This is a genomic window from Gloeothece verrucosa PCC 7822 (assembly GCF_000147335.1).
GTDB classification, from domain to species: Bacteria; Cyanobacteriota; Cyanobacteriia; order Cyanobacteriales; family Microcystaceae; genus Gloeothece; species Gloeothece verrucosa.
In genome coordinates this window covers 3,400,786-3,426,658 of the sequence record NC_014501.1, presented here as the reverse complement: position 1 = coordinate 3,426,658, position 25,873 = coordinate 3,400,786, and the positions used below count along the sequence as shown (strand labels likewise).

Sequence of the window (25,873 nt, the reverse complement as noted above, 5' to 3'; positions counted from 1 at the left end):
TTTAACCTAATAGCAGCAATCCTAGCACTCCCGCCATAGCGGCTAACAGAAAACGCCAGAAACGATGATAACTATTAACAGTGGTATAAGAGTTTTTTAAGCGAATTAAATCCAAGCAAGGCACTAAACCTCTGTGAAACCACCCCACCGTTTTGACTTGTAATCCTATCAGTTGATCGACTTGTTTCCAACCAAATAAAAAGTTACCAATGGGGCCTAAACGAGAAGCATAACGGGCAAAAATCATCCCTGTAGAATCCTGGAGTTTTAACTCCGAACCAAAGCGATATCCTGCATCACCTCGACCGATTAATTCGCATTCGAGACGCACAGGTTTGCCTCTTAAAGGACTGGCATAAGGGTCTCTCATGAGAGTTAAAATATCGGTTTGGGGAGCTTGCCCAAAATTCGGATACATAATCAAAGTTTGTGCGATCATTCCGATGCCAAATCCCCACAAAGGGAAAGTAATTAATAAAGCATACATTCCGGTAGGAGGAGCCAAAATTGCCCCCAGAATAAAACCAATGATTACCCCAAGCCAAGGAGCATTAAGCAGTATCACATCTAGAAAGAAAGTTCCATAAAGTTTAGTTTTATTTAAACGTCGTCCTTCTCTAACCACTAAAGCCATATCAAATTCGGTCTCTAGTCCCAGGTGTTCGGCATAGGTGGTTAAAGCGCGAATTCGTTTGCCGGTTAAGGGGTGAGTTGAATTTAATTCCATCCACCATCCCCAAGGGTTGAACATATCCCATAAAAATACTTGTCCCACTTCACGAGGATTAGAGGCAATGCGATAAGCGGTTCCTGTAGAAGATGCCGCTTTAGGGTCGGCAATTCCTAGGGCCCGAGTTCCTTGAATCAGTTGACTCGGTTGTGCTGTGCGTTTTCCTTCTTCGACGATGCCATAAGCAATTTTTACTAAAGCGCGAGATAATCCATTAGGATTTCCTGTGGTTTCTGCCGCAAAGTGATCGGCATAATATTCCCGAGTACGGGATAAGTAAAGAATAAGGTAAGTTCCAATCAGATAAAAGATATAAGCCGCTAAAGCCGCTTGTCCTGCCGCCGATTTAATTTTGTTGTGACCGCCTCCCCGGCTGATGCGATTTAAAAACACATAAATTAAATAAGTAATTTGTACCAGAGTCGAAGCAACCGTCATCACGGCAAAATCCCAATGAACAATATGCCCTAATTCATGAGCATATACGGTGGCGGCTTCATCATCATCGAGGTAGGTAAATAATCCCTCACTGACTACTAAACGGGCATTATTGGGTAACGAACCATAGGTAAAAGCGGTAGGATTTTGGTCATCAATAATCCCTAAACGAGGTTGTTTGAGATTTTTTTCTTGGCAAACTCGCTCAATAACTTCTGCACTTTCTTTACTGTAGTGACGTAATTCTGTTAAAGATACCCAACGGGTACCATAGAGTCCTGCTTGAACCCAGTCCATGATCACAGGAGAGAGGAAAAAAGAGACTAGACTAAAAACAATGGTTAAAGTGATGGAAATAATTAATCCCAGTGCAGGATCGTTACTTTCTAAAATAAATATTAAGCTTAGACTGGTGACAAACAGCATCCCAAACAGTAAGGAGATGGTAACGGTAGAAGCAAGGGCAAGACCGCCCGCAAAGCCTTTCATCGTTAGTTTTATGCCTGTCTGAGCGGCTCTACCGGCTTTTTGAGCTATTTTTTTGGGATTAGCTTGTGGATTGTTTTTAGGGGTTAATCCCTTGAGAAATTCTTGCGCCCATTGACTCACTTGGGAATCAAGGTGATGGGTTAATTCTTCAGCTAGGGCTATCGCTTTGTCGGTTTGTCCATTGCTGTAATAAGCTTTGATCAGTGCCATTTGCCCTTGGCTTAAGGTGGGATCGTTAGCATTAGCGGCTTGTGTACAGAATTCTTCTAGTAATTCAACGGCTTGTGAGTAGCGTTGTTCTCTCAGTGCCGTTAATCCATCTTGAAGTAACATTTATTTGCCTCCGACGGTTAAAAATAATTGGTTTCTACAACGGTTTTTGATTGTCTCTAGGTATACTCACTCGGTAAATGCAAGTTTATGAATCAGTGAACAAACTTAAGCCTTGTAATGGCGGGATCTACTAGCATTCTGTTTTCAGTATGCCCATTTTAGAAGCAAAATTTTCTCATAAAATGCTTTTTTTCGAGTCCAATAGTAGACTCATTACTTGAACCTATTTTTATCGCGTCGCTTAACAATTTTTAAAAAACTTGGGAATTAGGAGGACAAGATTCAAGGTTCTTGCCCCCTATTGCCGATTTTCTCTTGCCTGTTCCCTTAACTGAGATCTTGCACCAATTTATTTAAAACCTTGTCAAATCGGGGAAAGGTTAAAGGGGAAGGGACAAAGGCTATTTTATCCTTTACCCATTCCCCATTCCCCATTCCCCAAGAAAGCGTGGATATCGAACTGCTGCAAGATGTGAGCTTAAGCTTCTGTTTCAATCAAAACAGTCACAGCCGCATTAGCAATTAACATTTCATCATTTTTATCCTTCAGTTCTGGGATGGCCCGCCCTTGAACAATCATTCCTCCGTCTGAGACGGTAAGGCTTTTTTTCCCAAAAGGTAAAACCGCTAAAACCTCGTCTTTTCGGACTTGTTCAGCATAGGGAACAGCCACTTGTACCTGTACAATCATTTGATCAGGATGACTTAGTCCGGCCACTTCCCAAACACCAGGCAAAGCATTATGAGCGATGGCATTTCGTACCGCTCTAGCGGCAGCAACGGTTGGGTCTTGGCCATGTTGGTCTATGCCCATTCCCATCTCAATAATTAAACGTTTTTGTACCACAAGCTTGCTCTGTGTAGAAATGAGGACAAGACCATTTTATCAAGTTAGATAAATTTATGTTAAATAATAATAAGTTGCTTTATCTATCTTGATAGAAACCATCGATCTAGACCGCTTACAATAAAAGCAGAAGCGATTAAGGAAGGCAATTGTTATGCCCAGTGCTAGTTCTGTCGAGCAAGTATATGCTGATCTAGATAAGATTGAGCAAGTGGATTCTGTGACCGGTGCTGTTTATCGAGAACGGGCACAGGATATTTTAGCCACACCAAGCATTGCGTTGCAACTGAGAAAAGCGATCGCGGATCGTCTTTGTCAGATCAATCAATTGCTGATGTTTAAAACGGTTGATGGAGAAGATAGTTATTAATGCTCATTAGTCATCAGTCATTAGTCATCAGTCATCAGTGAACTAGACTCAATCAACAAAAAATTGATCACGAATAACCTATAACCTATGACTAATAACTAATGACTCATGACTAATAACGAATGGCTAAAATTAAAGCCAATTCCCGAGTAAGACATAAGGGGCCCAATAAAAAGGATGTTGGTAACGCGGATTTTCTAGTAAATTTAATTGAGCTTGTTTGAAAGCCCCGGCTTTATTGAGGGTTTTAGAAGACAATTTTTGATAAAATTGCTGCATAAATTCGGCTGTAGCTTCGTCATTAACTGACCATAGCGTAGCTAAAGTGCTTCTAGCGCCTGAACGCACTGCCATACCAGCTAACCCTAAAGCCGCTCGTTTATCTCCTGATGCGGTCTCACAGGCACTTAAAACCAGAAGTTCGATCGCTGCTTGTCCTATATGGGTTTTTTGTTGTAAAAGACTTTCCAACTGAAGAATATTAAGTCTTTCATTCCAAGTTAAAATAAAAGTGTCTTCAAAGCGTGAACTAAATTGGCCATGAGTCGCTAAATGTAGAATAGAAAAATTATTATTTTCTAGATTTTGGTTTAAATCTTTTACGGTAAACTCTTGATTAAGAAGAATTCTACTAGGAACATAAGTCTTAATTTGCTCTAACTCTTGCGCGACAAAACGTAAAGGAGGAAAGCCAATTTTTGCTTGAGTTAAGCCGCCCGCTAAAGTGAATAGTTTTGTCTCTTTCAAAGGCAGAGGATTTAAAAGCTGTAATCCAGAGGTAATAGCAATATTGTAATTTTTCTGGATCAAATATTGTTGATTTGCACCATCATATAAAGCACTGATAGGAATATTTTGTAGCGCAGAACCCGAAACAAATACCAGAGTTTTCACACCGGATGCTTCTAAATCAGCTTCTATTGGTTGGATTATCCACTGATAAAGCTGTTGTCCGACCGTGAAAAATTCGCGTTGACTTCGAATAACTAGATTATAACGAAATAGAGCAATAACTCTTTCTAATTCTTGTGCTTTCACCCAACTAGCATAGTAACGTAGAGGTTGTTTAGGAAGACTGAGAATTATAGCCAGACGAGTGGGTAAGATAATCGTATAGACGACGGCGGCTTGGGGATCTATATCATCAATTTTTTTGGGATTACTCACTATACAGGATTGTTGAAAGAAATTATCTAATTCAGCTATTCTTAATAATTCAATTACATCTCTAGCTCTAGATAAGTTCTCTTGAGGAATGATTCCTTGCTGGTTAGGTTGTAACAATAGATCCACTAATTCTCGATAGACCGGTTCGACTTCTTCTTGAAAACTATATTGAATTTCTTGGCTATTGGCTACTAAATCATTTTTAATTAATTCTAGGGTCTTCACCGCATTCTCATAAGTATTAATAGCGGCTTGTTGTTGATTTTGCGCTCGATAAAGTCTACCTAATTGCCACTGCCAACGATAGGTAATTTCTGGAGCATTAATGGACTGAGCAATGATGAGAGCTTGTTCGGTTAAGTTCTGAGCGGTTGACCATTGTTGAGTGTGTTGATAAATTTTTCCTAACGTTCCTAAGCCGTAACTTTCTGTGCGTTTATCTCCTAAGTTTCTCGCTTTTTGAATCACCTGACCCACTAACTCAGCTATTGCTGACCAAGAAGGGAGATTGAGGGATAAATTTGAGTTTATCTCAGCTTCTTTGAGGATAATTAGATTATTGAGAAAATTGATCTGAGCGTAAAGATCAGTGTGATTAGTCGGTAATAGATGGAAAGTGGTTTCTATGCTAGGAACGAGAGCGGCGGCAGTTTTCCATTGTTCAGTTAATACTAAGACTCCTAAGAGCGCGAGTTGACTTTGAATTTTTGTTCTTACGCTTAAGGCTTTTTCAGTGGATTGTTGATAAAAATTTAAGGCCTTGTCTAAATTTTTTTGAGTTTGTTCTAGTTTACCTAAACTTAACAGGATACCCGCTTGGTCTTCTGGGGATGTTAGCCGCGACAAAATTGATTCTAAAATGCTTTGAGCTTCTTTGATTCTACCATTTACCCGTAAAATATTAGCCAGTCTGCGCCATCCTATTACTTGCATTTCATCAAGTTTTGGCGACAAAGCCGCGAGTTTTTGTTGAAGAATTTCTTGGTTTTGTATTTCCTGTTGTGTAGTTTCTATTTTGCGATTTTGGCAACTAAAAGGAGATAAGGCTAAAGCTTGGATGAGCAAATCACAGGCCCGGGGATATAAACCTAAGCTTTGTAAAGCTAAAGATTGATTGAGTTGAGCGCGTAAAATCCCGGTAGGGTCTTGAAGAGTTTTATAGGCGGTTTCAGCTTGTTCCCAGTAGTCAAAGGCGGTTTGATCCTCTCCTTTAGCAAATTCTAGCAGTCCTCTATTATTGAGAATTTGTCCGTAAACTCGTAGATTTTCTTTAGAAGAGGAAGGAGGTGGGAGAACTGAGAGACTTTCTGTAATGGCCTGTTGTGCTTGAGTGGATAATCCTACCTGCTGATAGGTTAAGGCAAGTTGACTTAAAATACTGGCTAAATTGAGCCATTTTTTCTGATTTCGGTAAGTGAGAGCGGCTTGTTGCCAAATCTCGATGGCTTCTTCAATTTTACCCTGTTGAAAAAATTCTTGGCCCTGTTGTTCTAATTGAGCAGGATCAATGGTGTTTTGAGCAATTGGCGCAACAATAGGAGTGTAGGCTATGGTGGGAGAAAGACTGGCAAATGATAAAGTTAGGCTGGCTAAAAAGCCAATCAATACTAAGATGGCTAGGGAAACAAAACGATGGAACATAGAGGTAGATTAAAAAGCTAATTTCTTAGCCATTGCTCATTATGACCTATCAGGGACGAGTTTTGCATAAAAGTTATTTATTTTAAGGCTGAGGGGTGTTATCTAAATATCTAAAAGTCAACTATTTCTTATATTATATAGCCCGCGTAGGCGGGCGAAGTTCCTTGTAGCTTAAGGCTGAAAGCCTGTAATAAATTTGCTAAACCTTTAATACTTCCTTTCCTTCGGCTCAAACATGGTAATTACCACAGGCATATAATTAATATCAATCCCTGATGGTGAATAATAAGCCAAAGTATGTTGTAAGAAATTGCCATCATCTCGAGAAGGATAATCTTCTCTTGAATGAGCGCCGCGACTTTCCTTGCGATTTAAGGCAGAAGTTAAAATCAACTCTCCGACCACCATAATACTCTGCAATTCCATCGCCTCAATTAACTCTGTATTCCAACAACTCTCCTGATCATCGATAAAAATTTGGGAATAGAGTTGCTTTAATTCCTGTAACTTAGCTATTCCTTGGGTCATCACTTCTTCTGTGCGGAAAACTCCACAATGTTCGCTCATGCAGTCTTGAAAATCTTGGCGTAATTTGGCGATGCGAATGGTTCCCTTTTGCGCCAATAAATTTTGGATACGTTCTTGAGCTTTATTAAGATATTTTTGAGCATCAAACTCCGGAAAATTTCGCTTTTGGACATATTGGGAAATACTTCTGCCGGTGCGTCGTCCATAAACTACACATTCTAACAGCGAATTACTCCCTAAACGGTTAGCACCATGCACTGACACACAGGCGCATTCACCAGCCGCAAAGAATCCTTCGACCAAACTATCTGCACTGCGCCGGACCTGTCCATCGGTATTGACTGGAATTCCTCCCATACAATAATGAACGGTTGGGCGTACCGGCATCGGTTCATTGACTGCGTCTACTCCTACGAGTCGATGCGCTTCTTCCCAACAAAAAGGAACCCGACTCATGATCTTTTCTTTCCCCATGTGGCGGAGGTCCAGATGAACAAAAGGACCGCCGGCAGTTCCATCCGCATGAATACCCCGTCCGGCACGAATTTCTAAAGAAATGGCGCGAGAAGTGATATCTCGGGGGGCAAGTTCCATCTGTTTAGGCGCGTAATGCTCCATAAATCGTTCTCCGTTACTGTTTCGCAGGTAAGCACCCTCGCCGCGCACCGCTTCGGAGATCAAAACTCCTACCGGATATAACCCAGTGGGATGAAATTGCACAAACTCCATATCTTCTAGGGGAACGCCGGCCAAAGCGGACATGGCTAACCCATCCCCAGTAGAAGCATAATCATTAGAGGTGGTATTGAAGACGCGACCATATCCCCCTGTAGCAAACATCACCACTTTAGCGCGAATAATTTCCAGTTGTCCGTCTCTGATGCGGTACATCACGACACCTTTTGCTTCTCCTTCTTCGAGGATCAATTGCATCACATACCACTCATCATAGATATTTACCTCGTGACGGCGTAAATTATTGACCAATTCGTGTAGCATCGCATGGCCGGTTTTATCGGCGGCGTAACAGGTGCGTTTATGGGAATGTCCCCCAAAGGCGCGTTGCGCTATTTTTCCATCTTCGAGACGGGAGAAAAGAACTCCCATGTGTTCTAAGTCAATGATGACCTCGGGTGCTTCTTTGGTGAGATATTCCACCGCATCTTGATCCGCTAAGTAGTCTGATCCTTTTACGGTATCGAAGGCGTGTGCTTCCCAAGAGTCTTCCGGGTCTACGTTTTGTAGAGTGGCGGCGATTCCTCCCTGTGCGGCGACTGAGTGAGAACGAATCGGGTGAGTTTTGGCAATAACAGCAACATCAATATTAGGGGTAAGGCGTTTAATTTCTAAGGCGGCGCGACATCCCGCTAAACCACCGCCAATTATAACGACATCATGTTGTAGCATTTTATATTTCAGTCAGGATAAGGGCTTCTTTTATATATGGTGACGCAACGGATAACTCTCTTGGGTAAAATTATTGAACTTCTTAACAGTTGGTTTCAGATTGCTTTCACAATTAGATTAAGACATATAACGAAGAATTGCCGGAACCCCTAAGATCTTTACCAGTTATTGGTCGAGCTATTCCCAAATTTCAGCAAATTACCCAAAATAAAAATAATTGATTTTAAAAAAAAATAGTGATCTGATATCAAGTTTAATGCTATCAATTCCCTTTCATTCCACAAAATTCTACTTAACTCTCTTTGTAACTCTCGTACCCAAAGAACAATATCTATATAATATGGGACTGACATAAACCCATGAAGAGACTTAAACTAAAACTATCAAGAAAACCTCAGTTAAGAGCTTTTTTGGCTTAAACTGGCGCTATCTTTAACCATCTACCTTAGAGAAGGATAAATTGCCTTGCTTGAGGAAGGGTACAGAAAAGTAAGATAACTTTTCCAACTCTTCCTCTATTTTATTGATAGACCTGATCAATAAATTGAAACACCGGCTCTAACTGTCCATCCCAAAAGCGATAATCATGGCCTGCACCCGCCACAGGATGATAAACTACCACCACCCGATTTTGATGATATTGTTTAATCGCATTATAAAACAAACGACTTTGAGACTCTGGCACAATCTTATCTGCCGTACCATGAGCTAAATATAACGGCATTTTCCACTCCCGCGCCCTAGCTTGAGGATTATCTTTTCCTTTCCAGCGCTCAGGAAACTGTTGATAAGCACCATAAACCGCCGTCATCAAGCGATCACTTTTCATATTTTCCTGACTAAAATCTCCTGAAAGACTGGCACCGGCCACAAATAACCCCGGATTTTCCAAAGCAATTAAAGCAACTCCTCGGCCTCCCGTCGATAACCCCAATAAAGTATTATGCTGTCCAGAAACAAGTAAATGATGTCGCTGCTGCATTTGTTCAATAAATAGCTTAATAAATTGCCCCCCCGGCATCGGATTCCATTTCATCGTTGTTTGGGGATAATAGCTACTTTCATAGAGAGTTTTTCCCATTTCTGGCAAAATTAAAGCATAGCCGTATTTATCCGCGTATTGGACTAATTTAGAATTTTCTATCCAGCTAGTGCGCTTAAAATTCCAACCCGGCAGCACTAGCACACAAGGTAAAATTCGATTAGGTCGACTGTTCGAGTTGGGAGGGATATAAAGATCGTAGCTAACATTATTAACCATCAAGTTTTTGTTCCATCCCACAGTAGCATTAGTCACTTTCCCAGCATTAGAAGAACGCTTGATGGGTTCTGAAGTTAATAAAAAAGATGATTGTTCTGGCCGTTGGACTAAATTATTTGATACCGTAGAATTGGATGTTATCGGCAACAATTGACCAGTCACTAGCACTCCTCCGGTTAGACAATACCTAACCCAGCTTAACCACAGCCTAGTTTTCATTTCCTTTCTCCCTAAATTCTCTCACACTAAAGCTGATCCAAGTAAACGTGAAAAAAAGGTTACTTTTAATCATACTTCCCTGTTTGGGAAGCTTGACTTTAATAGCTCTGAGCTATGGCAAAGAGCGAATTATTAACCCGGTTTCAGTAGCCACTGTCTCTCAAAAAAATCATCAGACTGAAAGTTTAAAAAATAGTATAGCTCAAGAGGAGAAAATTGACTCCGACATTAGCAATATAGTCAGAAAAGCGCTCGAACTAGGCTATTATCATTATGCTCGACAACAGATTAAACTGGTTGAGGATTTACCTCTTCAAGTGCAACTGCTGCGAGAATTGACTGATGCTTACCTTGCAGTGGGACAAACTGAAGAAGCTTATTCAATTGTTAATCAAGCGGTGACATTAGACAAGGAAAGCGGCTCTTTTGATCCTCTCACCTGGTGCAAAGATTGGCTATTAACTGGCCAGGAAGAAAGAGTCAAAGACCTTATTCAGAATTTAGATAAAACATCCGAACAAGCGGCGCAAATTCGTTTAAGTTTAGCTCAAAGTTATTTCCAAGTGGGAAACATCGCTAAAGCTTTTCAATTAGTCCAATTAATTCCGGTTGATACGGTCTTTGTTCCTGATGATTATCCGAATCCTATAAATGAGCTTTTACAAGGGATTATCGACCAAGCACTGCAAGAGAATAATAAGGATTTAGCCGCTCAGGTAGCTCTCAGTTTTCCCGGAAAAATTGAACAAGTTATTGCTTTAAGAAAAATTGCTCATCAGTATTTTCAAGAAAAAAATTGGACAAAGGGAAAAGAAAAATTATCTCAAGCTTTGACCATTGCTAAAACGATTGATGCGATTCCCGTCATTCAAGACCGCCATAGTTTTTGGAGTGAACCTAATGCTAATCTATTGTTACAACTAGCTCAAGATTATTACGAATTAGGAGAGCGGCAAAAAGCTTTAGAAATTTTAGCTCTAGCCCAAGAATCTATCCAAAATTTTAAAACTCAATTTACCTTTGATGTTGTGGTTTGGAACCGCAGTAAAGCCCTACAAGAATTAGCTGCCTATTATTTAAATTTTGGAGAAAATCGTCAAGCACTTGCTATCTTAGATTTAGCCACTGAAGAAGCCAAAAAATTTAGAAGAAAGCGAGAAGTTTTAATTCAAGAATTGCTGACTATTGCTACGACTTATGTTCAAATAGGTCAAAAAAATAAAGCTGAGTTACTTTGGCAAGATGCTTTTTATAAATTAGAGATTATTGACCCTAAATCGGCGGAATTGGTTTTAAAAACTGCCCGTGTAGCCATTTTAGTTGGGCATAAAGAAGAAGGCATAAAACTTGTGGAACAAACTCAATCTTTTTTGATGCAATTAGAAATAGCTGCCTTAGCTGAAGAAGAAAAATCAATGGAAAAGTTAGCCGAAAAAAAATTACAAGAAATTAATCAATTACCGTTTAATGATGATAAAATCATTAGTTTAGAGCAAGTAGCTTTAAGTCTAGCAGAAAATCCTAAAATCGCCTTGAAGTTTTCAGGAAAGATTAAAAATCCTCTTGATCAAGCCTATCTATTAGTGGCAATTGCTAAAAACTATGCTCAAAAAAATAATTGGAATATAGCCAATAATCTATTAAAGCAAGCTGTGGCGGCGGCTGAAACTATACCAGAACAACAACAGCGAGAAGAATGGTTTATAGAAACTACTAATAGACTCATTGCAATTAATCAGGTAGATGAGCATCTGGTTGATGAAGCACAAGGAACTATTCCTCTATGGCAATTACAAGTTGCTCAAAAAATTGTCGAAAAAAGTAATTTATCAACCCTGAGAGCTAAAGTTAATTTAAAATTACTTCAAACAAAAATGATGGATAATAATGAAGAATCTGCTTTAAATTCACTGAAAAAAAACCTGAAATATTTTCAGAAAGCTTCATTAAAAAAAGAGTTTAATAAAGAGTTTTTAAATTTATTTAAATTGGCGATTAAGTCGAATAAAAATGATGTGGCTTTATTTTTAGCTGAAAATATTTTTGACAAGGATTATAAAATTGTCGCCTTACGTCAAGCGGCTCAAAAATATGCTGTCAATGGTAACAAAGAAAAAGCTAAAAAGATTTTATCTGAAGTGATGAAAATCGCTCAAACCATCAATGATAGTAGTAGAAATCAAGAATTAATCAAAGGCATAACAGAGCAACAGGAGAAAATTGCCGGTCAGAGGCAACAGAGAACATAAGTAATAAGTAATAAGTAATAACTAATAACTAATGACTAATAACTAATTAGTGAAAAATCTATTTCTCCCATTAGCTTTAGCCTTATATAAAGCTTTATCAGCCAGAGAAATTAACTCTTCATAAGATAAATTAGGCCCAGGAATCATGGTTGCAATTCCCATACTGAGGCTAACATATTTTTCTAACCCTAAACCCTGATGAGGCAATTTGAGTTGAGCAATAGCCTGTTGAATCTGCTTGACAACATGAATCGCTCCGTCAAGATCAGTATTCGGTAAAATGACTGCGAATTCTTCTCCACCGTAACGAGTAACCAGATCGGCTGAACGTTTTAGATTGCTGGCGATCCCTTGAGCCACTTGCTTAAGGCACAAATCCCCTTGAGGATGTCCATAAAAATCATTATATTGCTTAAAATGATCAATATCACATAAAACTAAAGATAAAGGAAGTTGCTGTCGTCTTAATCTAAACCATTCTCGTTTAATTGTTAGGTCAAATTGACGACGATTAGGAATTTGGGTAAGACTGTCAAGATAAGCAATGCGTTCGAGTTCTTGGTTAGCGGTTTTGAGTTCTTGATAAAGTTTAGATTGTTGAATAGCGATGGCAGTTTGTTTGCTCAGTTGAGTGATAAATTGAGTTTCTTCCTCTTTCCACTGGTGAGAAGATTGACAATGATGAACGATTAAAACGCCCCAAAGCTTTTCTTGTTCGATTAAAGGACTAATAATTTGAGCTTTGACTTGCCAAGCCGCAAGGGCTTTGAGTTGTGATGAGGGAAGATTCGCTTCATTAATGTTGTCTATCAACTGAAATTGTGAGGATAAGTCTAAACTTTTATCTAATTCAATCCAAAACAAATCAAGGATTTTCTCTCTTAATAAAGGCTGCCAATTTCCCCTAAGAGATTCGGCGACAATTTCCCCCTCTTTTTGAGCATTAAAACGACAAATAGTCACTCGATCAGCGTCTAATAAATCCCGGATTCCCGAAACAGCATTGTTAAGAATCTGTTCTAAATTTGAATAGCTGAGAATCTTTTCGGTGAGATCGTTGATCAGATGCTCTTGTTGCACTTGATGGTTGAGGCAATCGCTATAATGTTTCAGTTGAAGATGAGTTTTAATTCTCGCTAATAACTCCGCTTTATTAAAAGGCTTATTGATGTAATCTACTGCTCCCTGTTCAAACGCATAAGTTAAGTGTTCTTCTTCTTGACTTGCCGTTAAAAAAATAATTGGAATATCCTGATACATCGGATTGCTATAGAGGGCTTGACATACCTGTAATCCATCCATATCTGGCATCATCAAATCTAATAGAATCAGAGCCGGTCTAACCCGCTCCACTCGTTCTAAGGTTTGTTTGCCACTGGTAGCAAAGGTAAGCTCATAGCCAATCGGCTCTAAAATTCCTCGTAACACTTTGAGGTTACTTGGGACATCATCCACAACTAAAATGAGAAAATCTTTGGGATTAATGAGTTGACGCATTATTGATTAATTGTTCAAGAGATTGCTGAATCACTAAAAAGTTTTCAATGGTTTGAGGAATTTTTTCCCAATCATACTCATCAAGCTGTTGTTGTAAAGACTTGGCATAATCTAATATTAGCTGAGAATTATATTCTTGGCCCCAGGCTTGTAAACGTTCAGTAAATTCTTCTAACTGGCCGATGGTCATTTTTTTACGCAATAGCGGCAAAGTATTTTCGGCTTCCTCACGAAGTAAACCGAGCAACTGTAGCAGCGATTCTCCAACAGGAGATTCTCTCAATGGCATTAGATTGTCTTGCTTATTGTCTGTTGGCAGTGCCTCATGGGTTTTCTCTTCAGGGACAACTGAGAGTTTTAAGACTTTTTTTAAGGCTTTCACCAGTTGGGCACGACTGACCGGTTTACGAATGAATCCTGCACAGATTTTTCGTAATTCCATTTCTTCTTGAATTTCCGAGGAAGCAGTGACAATAATAACCGGAATATTAGCAGTTTTTTCATCTTGTTTTAGGAGTTGGGCCGTTTCTTGACCATCTAAATTAGGCATCCGCAGATCGAGCAAAATTAAGTCCGGATGATCATTATGGGCAAGTCGAAGGGCTTGATGTCCTTCTTCGGCAAAAAGGAGTTTATGGGTTGTTGCCGCAAAGTATCCCGCAATTAAATTGCGATTTGAGGCCACATCATCCACCACTAAGATAGTTGAGGTGACAAACTGATCTAAATTCTCATCTAGGGCAACTTTAAGCATCTCTGGCGCTAATTGATTGACCGCTACCACCTTGGGAAAATAGAAAGTAAATTTACTGCCTTGTCCTTGCTGACTTTGTAAATGAACGGTTCCTCCCATCATTTGAACTAACCTTTGGGTAATGGCAAGACCTAAACCGGTTCCTCCATATTTACGATTACTTTGACCTTCGCTTTGAGTAAAGGCATTAAAGATTTTTGTTTGATTGTCGGGGGAAATGCCAATACCTGTGTCTTCAACCGAAATTTTGAGATCGATTTTCTCGCTGTGTTCGGGGTTGGCGCGACAGTTTACCGTAATTTTGATCTGTCCTGTGTCGGTAAATTTAAAAGCATTTCCTACCACATTTAAAAGAATTTGCCGCAGACGCACTTCATCAAGTTCAACCCCACAAGGCAGCTTAGGATCAATCTCGGACTTGAGGTTTAATCCTTTTTCTGTGGCCTGATGCCGAAAAATTTGCTCAATTTCTGCTATCAATATCCGTAGGTTAATCGGTTCATAGTGTAGTGTTAATTTGCCTGCCTCGATTTTTGAGAGATCCAAAATATCATTGATCAGTCTTAATAAGGTTTTTCCACTAGCACTAATCGCTTCTAAATACTCTTTGGCTTCGGGTTCAGTGATAATGTCCTGTAACAAATCGCTAAACCCTAAAACCGCATTCATGGGGGTGCGGATTTCATGACTCATGTTAGCGAGAAACTCGCTTTTAGCTTTGTTGGCGATGTCTGCTTCTTTTTTGGCACGGCCCAAGGCTTTATTTTTTTCTGAGAGTTGTTTTAAGCGGCGTTTTTCCCCTTCTAAAAGGCGAGCATGAGCGATGGCAATTCCTAACTGAGCGGCTACTGCCTCGATTAACTCTATTTCGTCTTTTGTCCAAGGACGATACCCATCGCATTGGTGCAAGCTAATGATTCCATTCGGCTTTCCTTGATAAAATGTGCCTACGGCTAACATGGATTTGAGTCCCATCCGACGACAAAGGGGTTGAATATTTTGCAGCAGGGGGTCTTCATCCACATAATCCGAAGCAATGGCCGTTTCTTGCTCGAGTAACTTCATGATATGAGGGTTATCAGCTACAGAAATTTCTACAGATAAAATCGACGGATATCCACCCCACAAGTATTCGGCCACCACAGGAACTTGATTCACAGAAGATTGGGTATAGGTGTGCAATAGACAACGGTTGACTTGAAAGGCTTCTCCTATCTGCCGCGCTGCTGTTTGAAAAATTTCTTTAGGATCAAGACTTTGACGAATCTTATCGGTAATTTTTTGTAGCAGGAGGGTTTTGTTTAATTGATGTTGCAGGGCATCTTCTGCGAGTTTTCGGGCTGTAATATCTTCAGCAAATCCCGGAAAGCGATAGATTTGTCCTTTTTTATCATAAGTGGGAAAAGACTGAGCATGAATCCAACGGATTTCTTCATTTAGTCCAATAATTCGGTAAATTTCATCAAATGGCTCTCCTTTTTTGATTTGAGCATCTAAGGCGGTGGCCACTCTTGATAAATCTTCGGGGTGAATCGATACTAGCCAGGAACCGGGGTCTTGATAAAGGCTTTCACAAGTCTTACCCCAAATGGCTTGATAGGCAGGAGATATATAAATTATTTCGCCATTTTTTCCCATTAAATAAAAGACTTGAGCAATACTTTCTGTTAATTCTCTAAATTTAGCTTCACTCTGTTGCAGGGCGGCTTCGGCCTGTTTACGCTCTGTTAGGTCTGCCGCTAAACCGACGTAGTGCTGCAATTGCCCTAGATCATTATAAATGGGAAAGGCACGACTTAAAATCCAGCGAACCTCTCCATCGGGGCGTATGATGCGATATTCTTCTTGAAAGGGTTCTCCCTGTTGTTGCCGCGCAATAGCCATTTCTACGTTTTGACGATCATCAGGATGCAAAGCGTCAAACCAAGTGCCAGGATTATCGTATAAACTCTGACAAGTTCTGCCCCAAATTTTCTCATAGGCAGGACTAATATAAATGATCTCACTGACATCGGCAGAATTAATAAAGAAAACTTCTTCAATATTTTCGGCAATTTGTCGGAAACGGGCCTCACTGGTAATTAGAGCGGCTTCGGCTTTTTGTTGTGCTGTAATATCCACCGCCATTCCTCCTATCCAAGGGTCTTGCTCTTCTAAAAAAATGGGAAATTTACGGACAAGATAATTTTTTGGGCTTCCATCTGGCTGTATAGCCGATTCAAGGGTTTCTAAAATTTCTCCTGTGCGGGCGACATAAGCGTTGTTGTCTTGATACTTTTGAGCGAATTCTTGCGGAAATAATTCTTGAAGAGTATGAGCGATCACCTCTTGCTCCGATTTGTCTAACAGGTTGAGCAAAGCTTGATTAGCATAAATCATCTTTCCTTCTAAACTGTTGATCCAGGCCAGCAGAGGGGCATTCTTCATAAAAGCTTGGAAACGAGCCTTAGTTTCTCTCAGTGCGGTTTCTGTGCGTTGGCGTTCTTCTAACTCTTGTTGTAGGCGTTGATTGGCTTGTTGAAGTTGTCTTGTTTGTTGGGCAACTTGGGCTTCTAGATGCTGCTGCACTTGCTGAACTAGGGTGGCTTGTCCAATGGCAATCTCTAGGTGAATGGCTAAATTTTCTAAAAAATTGACTTCTGTAGCCAGCCATTGACGTTTACTGCTGCAATGATGAATCCCTATGAATCCCCATAGTTTTTCTTTTCCTTTGATGGGGATAATTAAATTGGCTTTAATGTCAAATTGCTCTAAAAATTTAAGGTAACATGGATCTAAATTGGACTGATAAATATCATGAATGACTCGAGTTTGATGATATTGATTTGGGTTGATTCGCGCTTGAGCTAAGCAGGGATCTTCTATTAGGTAATCTAACATTGACCACTCGGATTTTTCTACCGATTCCACGATAACTTTTCCCTTTTTTTCGGTTTCAAAGCGATAAATAATCACCCGATCACTTTGCAGAAATTGACGAACTTCTTGAGTTGTTGTCGCTAAGATGGTTTCTAAATTGAGAGATGAGCGAATTCTGAGAACCGTATCGAATAGTAATTTTTCTTGTTGATTTAAAATATTGAGTTGGGTGTTTTTTTGAGCAACTTCCTGTTGTAAATCTTGATTGACACGCTTGAGCAGTTTAAGGTTTTCTTGTTGAAGATTCTCTAATTGATTTTGTAAAAGCAATATCAGTCGATTGAGTTCATGAGGATCAATCGCTTGTAGCAGCGTGGTTTGAGTTAAAATTCCCCTCAGTTCACCTTTTGAATTGACTACCACTAGCCGCCTTACGTGATGTTGCTCCATTTTCTGATGACCTGACCAAAGGGTTTCTTCTGGCTGAATCAGCAAGAGGGGGCGACTCATAATTTCCTCGGCTCGTAAATCTTGACTATTCAGTCTTTGCGCCTGAAATGTGACAATATCCCTTTCTGTAACCATTCCTACGGGGATAATCGAGCCTGTGGGGGTGGATTCTGCAATGACTACACAACTAACCCGATGATCGCTCATTAAGCGAGCTAAAGATAATACATCTGCATTGGGAGAAGCCTGAATAACATTTTCACTCATTACCTCAGCAACGCGACGATATTTTAATAAGTCTGTCGGTTGTAAACTCGCTCGAATGCTTTGGGGAGTGATGATGCCAACCGGGCGTTGTGCGAGGTCCACAATGGGTAAATGGCGAACCTGATGCTGCTGCATAAAATGAATCAGTTCACAACAGTCGCCAATTTCGGATTCAAGACGGGTGATTAAGTTTCGGGTCATGACATCCGCTACGCAGGTGTCTAGCGGTAATTGAGCGGCTGTTAATTTTACCGCATCTCTTTCTGTGAATAAACCGATTAACTTTTCCCCCTCTTGGACTAAAGCACAACTAACTTTTTTTTTCGGGGTGTTTTTTGGGTTGGTGTTTGGTGGTGGAGTCACGAGATAATTACCTGGGCTTTCCCCTCCACTCATTTGTTCAAGCACTTGCCCGACTAGCGTTTCTGGGGTTACGGTAAGAAAGTCTCGCTCAATATAGTTTTTAAGAATTGGCAAAGGTTCTTGTTCTAACATCAAAAACCATTACGGGAATAACTATTTTAATTTTACTAGGGAAAAGCCTGCTGTAGAAAACTTATACATCCCTAGACCTCTCTCTATATTTACACTTAATGAAAGCCCACCTACTGATATTTTTCATGATCGTTAAGAAAGTTCTTGATAAATTTTAACCATCGACAGCGCGATAGCATCCCAACTATAATTCTCCTCTACTAATTTTCGCGCATTGATTCCTCGTTGTTTTCTGCCTTGTTCATCCTGTAATACCCCCCTTAAGGTTTGAGTCAACCCCTCAACGCTGCAAGATGTCACCCAACCGGCGGCGGCTTTTTCTACTTCATCCCAAATATAAACCTGATTAGAAATGACCACAGGAGTGCCTATCGCCATTGCCTCTGCTACAGCAATGCCAAAATTTTCATAATAGGAGGGTAAAATAAACAAATCTGCGTCTGTGAGTAATTCGAATTTGTTTTCCCCTTGCACAAAACCTGTAATCGTGGTTCTTTCTCCTAATTTTGAGCTTTGTATTTTTTCTCGGATTTGCTGTTCATAAGCCGGCTCTTGAGGGTTACTCCCAGCTAAGACAAAATGAAAATCGAATCCCTCGCCTAACAAAATTTCTAAGGACGGAATTAATAAATCTAATCCCTTTTTCTGATCAATACGAGACATAAATAATAATAGCGGTTGTTCTTGGCTAATCCCCCATCGCAAGCGGCTTTTTCCTAATTCGGGTAATTTCTGTGGCAATTCTACCCCTAAAGGAATGACTAAATCATGGGTTTTCACACCATAACGTGAGGAAACTTTAGCTTCTTGTTCACTGGTAAAATGAATAGCGGCTGCCCCAGCTAAGTTAGGTTTTTCTAACAGTAACCCATAAATTTTTTTCAGGGTTTTTTTCTTTTCTAAATCGGCTGGGTCGAGAGTTCCCAGAGGACGTAAAATATAGGGTAATTGACAAGCCCTGGCCATCATGGCGGCTGCGGTACTCACCGGCGAAAATAAGGCATGAATATGGGCTAGATCATAGTTTTTTGCCTGATGAGCTAACCAACTCAATAAAGCTAGAGAAAATTTATAACGTCGAAAAGGGGAACAGCGAAAATAAATGATTTCATAGCCATCCTGTTTTACGGGTTGTCCGATGGGAACATTTAGCGGTGGTTGTCCCACATCTCCGTTAGAATCAGTCGTCACAATGGTGACTTCAACTCCTGATTTGGCTAAGGCCTTGGATAGTCCTAATACCATTTGAGATGGACCACCATACACTAAAGATATAGAGGGAATAATTTGCAGGACTTTCATTTTTTGATTGCTCGGCTATTGGGGGCTGAAATTAATTCCTGATAAAATTCTAATTGCTGTTTAGCTAAAGCTTTATTAGTATATTTTTCGATGACTCTTTCATAACCAGACTGAGCTAATTTTTGAGCGAATTCGGGTTGGGTAATGACTTGACGTAAACAAGTTTCTAGGGCGGCACTATCTCCTTCAGGAAAAATTAAGCCAGCTTCTCCAATGACATAGGGAATTTCTCCGGAATTTGACCCAATCACAGGCACTTGACAAGCCATAGCCTCAATTAAAACATGTCCGAATTGTTCTTTCCATCCAACGGCTGTTAAGGTTTTTACCTGATAATTTGTTTCCGAGGGTAACACCAGAACATTCATTAAATTAATATATCGAGGGACTGCGTCATGAGGGACACTTTCTGTGAGAATTAATCGGTCTTGAATTTCGTTTTCTCTCGCTTCTTTTAAAAGATTTTCTTTCAGTTCTCCTCGCCCTAAAAGCAATAGTTTCCACGACAATTCTTTTAAACCTGACAATGCTTTAATTAAGGTTAGTATTCCTTTTTCAGGCACAAAGCGACCAACAAAACCGATCACAAAATCATCGGATTTAATTCCTAATTCTGAGGCTAATTCGGCTTGCTGTTGCGCCTTAAATAAGTTTTCATCGACTCCTAATTGAGGCATCACTTTGACGGCCCCTGTGTAACCATGCTCTCTAAGAATATCTTCTGCATCTTGATTGCCGGCAATTAATCCGTCGGTATGACGAAGATTATAATTTTCCAGCCAAGAAATAGGAAATTTATTTTGATAGGGAAGATTCCACCAAGTAAAAAAACAGTTTTTGGCCTTGAGGTTTAATAGACGGTTAAGGGTAATTAACTGGGCATAGCCTAGAGATTTCGCTCCTTGTTCTACTTGAATAACATTTGGCTTAAATTCTTGCAATAAGCTTATTATCTCAGTGCCAAAACTTAATAAAGGTTGATTATTTTGACTTAAATTAGCAATAGGAATAACCCGAAAAGTACCATCGTACCAGGGTTGAGCTTTAATGATTTTATTTTGCACGCCTCCGGGTTTCCAACGTTGAGGAACAACAACTGTTACCTCTATTCCGTCTGCCAAATTGGCCAGAGTTCGCAGTTTTTCACAATTGAGTTCAACGATATAAGTATGACTAGCTACTAATATTTTCATGGTTTTTCTTTTCTTTCAACTCATCAGGGTTTGGGTTGGAGTCGGGAACTTGTTCCTCACGGCTGTAAATTTGTCCGTCATTCCATAAAGACATAATTTGAGTTTTCAACGCATCGAGAAAACCGAGACTATAAAAAATCCCTCGGCTGAAAACTTTGATAGGAGAACCGCTTTTATTACAGGGAGGATTTCCCAACACATGACAATCAAATAACTTAGCATAAAGACGCAATTGCTCATTAAAGGTTAAATTTTTCAGAGCCATCAGGAAATGATTGTGATAAAAGGTCAGTTGGTATTGAAGAGAGCGGGTACTGATATCATGACAGCCGCCGCTTTCTTCTCCTAAATGCACTAAATAAGCTTGTGGATCGTACCAGATTTTATAGCCGCTTTTTCTTATTCTTAAGCATAAATCCGATTCTTCTCTGACGGCATTTCCTCGAAATCGTTCATCAAACCCAATGCCGTATTTGGTAAATATTTCCCGTCGGAAAGACATATTACAACCTCGGGCTGAAATAACTTGTTGAGGTTTAATGGTATGGACTAAATCTATATAATACCAAGCGATGCCGGGGTCCATAGCTTGAGGGGGTAAATCTTCAATCACATAAGGAGAATCCGAAGAATTAACTTTTTGAGAATCTGCTAATTTCATGCGATCAAAAACTCGTCCTGCTACCCCTCCAATATCGGCATTTGAGAGATAGTTACGAGCGTGAGCATTTAAATATCCTTCGGGCAGTTGTACATCATCATCAATAAAGAGAATAATTTCGCCTTGAGCTTGTCTGATTCCGTAGTTACGGGCGCCCGGTAAACTCGCCCAATTGACTCGAAACCATCGAATTTTCTGATGGTTTGATAGCTGTTCTAAATAGGTTTGAATGTCGGGGGTATGGGTGGGAGTTTGATCCACTACTAGCACCTCAAAAGCTGGATAATCTTGTTTGAGAAGATCGCTGAGGGTATCTTTTAAGGGTTCTTCCCGTCTATAAGTGGGTACAATTACAGAAATATAGGGATAAGTCATAAAAAATTCGATTTTAGCTGTCAAAAATTTTAAGTCCAGGAAATTTTTTTTCTTTTAAATTTTAATTTTTTGCCTTGAGAATTTTCCTTGTCGGGTAGGGGAAGTTCAAGTTTATCAATTTCTGGTAACTTTAAAATTACTCCTGCAAAAAACCAATAATAGACTCCTACTGGATCAGTATCCATAGGATACCAGTAAGGCAAATAAGTAATGATCACCATAAATACCCAAAAGCTTGCACCATAACTGGCAATTCCTGGGTTGCGAACTGAACGATAAGCTTTAAAAGTTAGCATCAGTAAATGGGTTAAGAAACCCATAAAAGCGAAAAATCCTACCACGCCTATTTCATATATAATTTTAGCGTGATAAGTTTCGAGAAAATATATGTCGCCCAGAAAACGGGCTGAGGATGTGGCTTCTCCTAAACCTTTGCCGAAAATCCTACTATTATCTAAAACAAGATTGATTTGTTCAGACATAAAGTCTAAAGGGTTAGAAGCTGCCCAACGACTTAGAAAGCTCTCATAACGCTCTTGTATAAAGTCCGGGTTAAAAAATGAAAGTGCGGCGACTCCTCCTATAATGATAAATACTCCCACTCCGATCAGAACCGGAATCAGATGTTTAAGTTTAAGAAACAATTGTTTGAGATTGGAACCTTGGGCTGTTGAAAGGAGTAAAAAACTTAAAATGAGTAAAACAAGATAAATACTTGGCACTAAAATAAACGCCAGTCTTTGACCACAAATAATAGCATTAATTAAAACTAATATCATACTGATTAAGCCTGCAATTCCCCAAAATAGAGAGGTTTTTTGCAAGTTTTCTCGAAAAGAATTAATCATTTCACTAAAAGTAACCGTATAACTAATAGCCGCATGGGCAACGAGAAACCAACCCCAATGCCAAGGCGATACAAAAGTTCCAGGTAAACGAATTTGTCCAAACTCTGGGCTATATAATAAAGAGCCGCCGATAAAACATCTTGCCTCTAAACTGGCTTTATATAACTGAACACCTGATTCATTGCGTGTGCCCAGACATCGGCCACTTTTGAGCATCCAGTATTGGACTAATCCGAGGAGACAGCAGATAATTGTTAATACGACTAACAGCCGCCCGAGAAAAAACAACTTTTTTTTATCTTCGATTAAATAATAAGCACATAAGGCTAAAGGAAAATAACCGAGCAATACTTTCAAGCCAAATAATCCTTGTAAAAACGTTAGCCCTTTTCGACAGGGTGCTTTAATCAGTTCTCCTGTCAGGGGACTCTGAATTAAAACCGGGTTAGTTTCATCACAAACGGGAAGAAATTGCTGTAGTGTATTGACAGTCATGAGCGTCAGGAAACAGCATATTAGTAAAATTGTTAAGGTGGGCTTAATTTTTTTGGGGATTAATATTGGTAGTCTTTTGCGGCTACGTTCTTGGATAATTTTGATTAGGGCAGGAATATAAAAAACATCTTTTACAAGCTGTAAAACGACACTTCCACCACCGATTGAGTAAGTTATTGTTCCTCCAAAAGGTATATAAATTAAAAATACCCACAGGGCTTGACGAGGATATTTATAGCTGAGAAACAGTATAGGAATTCCTATTCCCACCATGATTCCTTCTTTCACTCCCACCGTAAGCATCAGGGGTATTCCGAACACAATCAAACAAAAAATCGAGGAAAATATGGCTCCCAGCAAATTTTTTCGAGCTTCTCTCGCCTGTCTTTTCTGGGCGATTTTTGTTTTGAAGTCCACCTGCTCGGCTTGATTTTTCGGATTTTTAGAAGAAGTTTTGCGTTTTTTCTTTTTTAGGGGTGCCATAACTAACGATTCAGCTAAAAATTGCGGCGAAAAATTAAGTAGGTGGAAGTGCTTTGCCCTGTTGGTTGGGGTTTTCCATGTTTGTTAGTTCGAATAGTTGAGATAAATAATTTTTAACTTTTGGGGGGTTCGATGCCCCTAAGACGGGCAATAATCTAACAAGCTCACGGATAACATCTGTCTTTGTCCTTTTAGTTTTTTGGCAATACCTTGAGAGCATTTTCATTTCTTCAGTCGAAAGTCTTACGTGCAAATCTTTTTCAGTCATATCTGTACCAATATGGTACAATAATTCTATCAGCTAACCACTGACCAGATTGAGAGTGAAAGGTAGGCGAAAGTCGGAACCTCCAAATTCTGGGGACGGTACAGTACCTTGACAACTCAAGTTATGGGGTTCCAAGCAGGAAACAAAACCAATGGTTGGTTTGCGGTGCTTGGGGAAAAACTTGACCGTAATTAGGTCTAAGTCTTCCAAAAAAAGATTGGTAGCCAGTACCCAGGGACTCTGGGGAAGCAAAACGTCTATGCAGTCGGGCTGTCGGGGTAACACTGTTGGGAGAAACATCTCTTTTCGTCTGTACCAAGAACTACTAGATAAGTGGCGAAAAACCCTAAAAAGGAAGTAACTAGAAATGCCTGATGCCGAAGGCACTGCGCTAGCGCAGACCGTGAGGTTGGGAAGCCCGCGCTGTACCCGATAGGGTCAGCGTCGGGAGGATGTCACTATAGGTGAATCCAGATTACCTTTAATAGAGATTATGACTGCCTTGAGGCAGCCGCCAAAAAGTTCGCGCCCCGAGTTAACCTAAGTTCCACAGAGCAACATTTGCCCTTGAGGAAAACCCAACCAGAGAAACGGGCAGGAGTGAACCTTGACTCCAATTTAACATAGAGTTTTGCTAGGCAGACTGTTTCTACCTAGCGTTAATAAAAATCAATAAAATTCTCGAGTGATCAAGTGAAATGGTGTTGAACCACCTTGACTAAGTGTTCTGTCCAATAGTTAGCTGATTGGGCACACTGGGATTCTACCATAACTCGAATTAACGGTTCAGTTCCTGAAGCCCGGACTAATACTCGTCCTTGTGTTCCCATTTCGGTTTCGGCAAGAGTGATCGCCTTTTGCAAGGGTTCACACTCTTTCCATTTAGAGCGGCGTTCTCTATCTTCTACCCGCACATTGCGAAGAATTTGAGGATACGGCTGAAAACTTTGTTCTACTAAGGCGGCTAAAGAGTTACCCGACTGATGGACTAAAGCCGCCAGATGTAAAGCGGTTTGAATTCCATCTCCTGAAACACCGTGATGATGACAAATAATGTGTCCAGATTGTTCGCCGCCTAACATGGCTCCAGTTTCCCACATTTGGGCTTGAACGTGCTGATCGCCCACCGCCGTGCGAATTAATTGACCCCCAAGAGAGCGCCAAGCGTTTTCAAAGCCTAAATTGGCCATCACTGTAGCGATAATTAAATTATCTGGCAATTGTTTTTGCGCTTTAAGGGTTTGACCCCAAAAATAGAGAATATAATCACCATCTACCACTCGCCCTAGGGAGTCTACTGCTAAAACCCTATCCGCGTCTCCATCAAACGCTACCCCTAAGTCGGCCTGATATTCTTTGACAGCTTGTTGTAATAACTCGAGATGGGTAGAACCACAGTTAACATTAATGCGATCGCCGTCGGGTTTTTCATGTAAACAGATCACTTCGGCTCCTAAAGCGCGAAACAGAGCAGGGGCAATTTCTACTGATGCTCCCCAAGCTAGGTCTAGCACTATTCGCATTCCTTGTAAATCTACCCCTACCGGCAAAGATTGCCTCAAGGTCTGCAAGTAATCTTGTATTAATTCGCGGCGTTGATAATGTTTTCCCCATCCTAAATGAGTTTGTGTTAACCCGTTTTGAGAATCAATAGAATTGTTTAAAAGAAGGTTTTCAATTTGTTGAGCTAAATCTTTAGGCAGTTTTAATCCTTGATGATCAAAAAATTTAATTCCGTTATCTTCAGGAGGGTTGTGAGAAGCCGAAATCATAATGCCGCCCATCGTCTCTAAGGTGCGCGTTAAGTAAGCCACACAGGGAGTAGGACATAATCCCAAATGCCACACTTCGACTCCGGCAGAGGTTAACCCGGCTGCCATGGCCATAGCCAACATATCGCTAGAATTGCGGGAATCTTGCCCTATAATAATGGGTTTTGTCTCTTTTACCGAGGCTTTTAAAACTTGCGCCGCACAAAATCCCAACTGTAGGGCAAAAGGGGCATTTAAAAGCTCACCCACTTTTCCTCTAATCCCATCGGTTCCAAAAAGGGGAATTTTTGGCAGCACTGAAAGATGATTGAGGGATTTAACTTTTCCGGGATCTTGGCTGGCCGCATTTAGACGACCATTTCCGTTATGATATATAGAAGTTACCATATTAAGTTTTCCTCACACGACGTATTTACCATCTAAGAATATATCTTTATTTCAGAGTTGGGATAAAAAATCTACTCTTTGGCACAAT

16 protein-coding genes are annotated in these 25,873 nt (G+C 40.1%); 2 read left to right on the top strand and 14 right to left on the bottom strand.

Going from position 1 to position 25,873, the window contains the following annotated elements; genetic code table 11:
- Position 1 precedes the first annotated feature (1 nt).
- Positions 2 to 1,990 (bottom strand): M48 family metalloprotease, encoded by a 1,989-nt coding sequence (locus tag CYAN7822_RS15030; RefSeq protein ID WP_013323123.1) that lies wholly within the window; start codon positions 1,988 to 1,990, stop codon positions 2 to 4.
- Positions 1,991 to 2,468: 478 nt separating this feature from the next.
- Positions 2,469 to 2,837 (bottom strand): Lin0512 family protein, encoded by a 369-nt coding sequence (locus CYAN7822_RS15025; protein WP_013323122.1) that lies wholly within the window; start codon positions 2,835 to 2,837, stop codon positions 2,469 to 2,471.
- 154 nt (positions 2,838 to 2,991) lie between these two features.
- Between CYAN7822_RS15025 and CYAN7822_RS15020 the strand changes: the two genes are divergently transcribed.
- Positions 2,992 to 3,207, top strand: a complete 216-nt coding sequence (locus CYAN7822_RS15020) for a hypothetical protein (protein ID WP_013323121.1) — start codon at positions 2,992 to 2,994, stop codon at positions 3,205 to 3,207.
- Positions 3,208 to 3,339: 132 nt separating this feature from the next.
- Here CYAN7822_RS15020 and CYAN7822_RS15015 read toward each other — a convergent pair whose 3' ends face one another.
- From CYAN7822_RS15015 to CYAN7822_RS15005, 3 genes are all read right to left on the bottom strand, one after another.
- The gene (locus CYAN7822_RS15015; RefSeq protein WP_013323120.1) at positions 3,340 to 6,015 is read right to left on the bottom strand and encodes a CHAT domain-containing protein; all 2,676 of its coding nucleotides are present in this window, start codon (positions 6,013 to 6,015) and stop codon (positions 3,340 to 3,342) included.
- A 207-nt stretch (positions 6,016 to 6,222) separates the two neighbouring features.
- Positions 6,223 to 7,950 (bottom strand): succinate dehydrogenase/fumarate reductase flavoprotein subunit, encoded by a 1,728-nt coding sequence (locus tag CYAN7822_RS15010; RefSeq protein WP_013323119.1) that lies wholly within the window; start codon positions 7,948 to 7,950, stop codon positions 6,223 to 6,225.
- A 520-nt stretch (positions 7,951 to 8,470) separates the two neighbouring features.
- Positions 8,471 to 9,373 carry a prolyl oligopeptidase family serine peptidase gene (locus tag CYAN7822_RS15005; protein WP_245602576.1) on the bottom strand — a complete coding sequence of 301 codons (903 nt, stop codon included), beginning with the start codon at positions 9,371 to 9,373 and terminating at the stop codon, positions 8,471 to 8,473.
- A 149-nt stretch (positions 9,374 to 9,522) separates the two neighbouring features.
- Between CYAN7822_RS15005 and CYAN7822_RS15000 the strand changes: the two genes are divergently transcribed.
- The gene (locus tag CYAN7822_RS15000; protein ID WP_245602575.1) at positions 9,523 to 11,679 is read left to right on the top strand and encodes a tetratricopeptide repeat protein; all 2,157 of its coding nucleotides are present in this window, start codon (positions 9,523 to 9,525) and stop codon (positions 11,677 to 11,679) included.
- 42 nt (positions 11,680 to 11,721) lie between these two features.
- On the opposite strand, the gene CYAN7822_RS14995 is transcribed toward CYAN7822_RS15000, so the two are convergent.
- The 9 genes from CYAN7822_RS14995 to glmM form a co-directional block, all read right to left on the bottom strand.
- Positions 11,722 to 13,176, bottom strand: coding sequence for a diguanylate cyclase domain-containing protein (locus CYAN7822_RS14995; protein WP_013323116.1), 1,455 nt, complete (start codon positions 13,174 to 13,176; stop codon positions 11,722 to 11,724).
- Complete coding sequence (locus CYAN7822_RS34630; protein WP_013323115.1) at positions 13,160 to 18,001, bottom strand: PAS domain S-box protein; 4,842 nt, start codon at positions 17,999 to 18,001, stop codon at positions 13,160 to 13,162. The genes CYAN7822_RS14995 and CYAN7822_RS34630 overlap by 17 nt, the downstream gene beginning before the upstream one ends.
- 132 nt (positions 18,002 to 18,133) lie before the next feature.
- Positions 18,134 to 19,303, bottom strand: coding sequence for a hormogonium polysaccharide biosynthesis glycosyltransferase HpsP (hpsP, locus tag CYAN7822_RS14985; protein ID WP_013323114.1), 1,170 nt, complete (start codon positions 19,301 to 19,303; stop codon positions 18,134 to 18,136).
- Positions 19,300 to 20,496, bottom strand: a complete 1,197-nt coding sequence (hpsO, locus tag CYAN7822_RS14980) for a hormogonium polysaccharide biosynthesis glycosyltransferase HpsO (protein ID WP_013323113.1) — start codon at positions 20,494 to 20,496, stop codon at positions 19,300 to 19,302. Before hpsO ends, hpsP begins: the two co-directional genes overlap by 4 nt.
- Complete coding sequence (gene hpsN / locus CYAN7822_RS14975; protein WP_041933258.1) at positions 20,477 to 21,532, bottom strand: hormogonium polysaccharide biosynthesis glycosyltransferase HpsN; 1,056 nt, start codon at positions 21,530 to 21,532, stop codon at positions 20,477 to 20,479. The genes hpsO and hpsN overlap by 20 nt, the downstream gene beginning before the upstream one ends.
- 29 nt (positions 21,533 to 21,561) lie before the next feature.
- The gene (gene hpsL / locus CYAN7822_RS14970; RefSeq protein ID WP_013323111.1) at positions 21,562 to 23,358 is read right to left on the bottom strand and encodes a hormogonium polysaccharide biosynthesis protein HpsL; all 1,797 of its coding nucleotides are present in this window, start codon (positions 23,356 to 23,358) and stop codon (positions 21,562 to 21,564) included.
- Between the two features lie 34 nt (positions 23,359 to 23,392).
- Positions 23,393 to 23,626, bottom strand: coding sequence for a hypothetical protein (locus CYAN7822_RS39065; RefSeq protein WP_013323110.1), 234 nt, complete (start codon positions 23,624 to 23,626; stop codon positions 23,393 to 23,395).
- Between the two features lie 33 nt (positions 23,627 to 23,659).
- Complete coding sequence (locus CYAN7822_RS14960; RefSeq protein WP_041933257.1) at positions 23,660 to 23,926, bottom strand: hypothetical protein; 267 nt, start codon at positions 23,924 to 23,926, stop codon at positions 23,660 to 23,662.
- Between the two features lie 389 nt (positions 23,927 to 24,315).
- Entirely contained in the window at positions 24,316 to 25,785 is a 1,470-nt protein-coding gene (gene glmM, locus CYAN7822_RS14955) for a phosphoglucosamine mutase (RefSeq protein WP_013323109.1), read from the bottom strand.
- Positions 25,786 to 25,873: the final 88 nt, after the last annotated feature.